The 1,032-nt window shown below is 72.1% G+C and carries 1 protein-coding gene; it reads left to right on the forward strand.

The genetic code is table 11. From position 1 onward, the window contains the following. Positions 1–152: 152 nt before the first annotated feature. Positions 153–1,032 (forward strand): FAD-binding domain-containing protein (locus APM_RS13230; RefSeq protein WP_007423867.1); only part of this gene is annotated, 880 nt, incomplete at its 3' end.

Genomic DNA, 1,032 nt, shown 5'->3' on the forward strand with positions numbered 1-1,032 from the left:
TTCCGGCCCGGTCTGGGCGATGCCGAGAACGCGCTCGGCGGCGGCGATGTCGGCGCTGGTCACGGCCTGTTTGTCCACCCAAACCTCCTGTCAGTCTGTTTGGCCGATCCGGCGGGCATTGCCAAGAGCGGCCGAGGCGCCATTTGCGGGGCATGGATGCCGAACCGATTCCCACCCGCGACGCCGGGCTCGACCGCCTTGCCGCCTTCCTGCCGCGCGCCGGGGCGGCTTATGCGGCGGGGCGGAATACCGATCCCGGACCGGAGCGGAAAGGGGCGGTCTCGCAGCTGTCGCCCTGGCTGCGGCACCGGCTGCTGACCGAGGCGGAGGTGGCGCGGGCGGCGTTCGCGGCGCATGGCGAGGCGGCCGCGAAATTCATCGAGGAGGTCGGCTGGCGGACCTACTGGAAGGGCTGGCTGGAGCAGCGGCCCGGCGTGTACGATCTCTATCGCGCCGGGCTGCGGCGGGCGGAGAACCGGCTCGCGACCGAGGAGGGGCTGCGGCGCGCGTTTCACGATGCCTGCGCCGGGCGGACCGGGATCGACTGTTTCGATTCCTGGGCGCGGGAGATCGTCGCGCGGAACTACCTGCACAACCATGCGCGGATGTGGTTCGCCTCGATCTGGATCTTCACGCTGCGGCTGCCCTGGGAACTCGGGGCGGATTTCTTTCTCCGCCACCTGCTGGATGGCGACATCGCCTCCAACACGCTGTCGTGGCGGTGGGTGGCGGGGCTGCACACGCCGGGCAAGCACTATCTCGCGCGGGCGGAGAACATCGCGCGCTTCACCGGCGGGCGGTTCGATCCGCGCGGGCTGCTCGACGAGGCGGCGGAACCGCTCACCGAGGCGGTGCGGCCGGGGCCGGCGCTTCCGCCGCAATTCGATCCGCCGCCTTCGGGCGAGGTCGTGCTGCTGCTGCATGAGGAGGATTGCGCGGTGGAGACGCTCGATCTTGCCGGCTGCACGGTGCGGGCGGTGGCGGCGGTGGCGATGCCGGAGGCGCGGGCGCGCGGCGGCGTGGCGCCGGCGG

The organism is Acidiphilium sp. PM (assembly GCF_000219295.1).
Classification (GTDB): Bacteria; Pseudomonadota; Alphaproteobacteria; order Acetobacterales; family Acetobacteraceae; genus Acidiphilium; species Acidiphilium multivorum.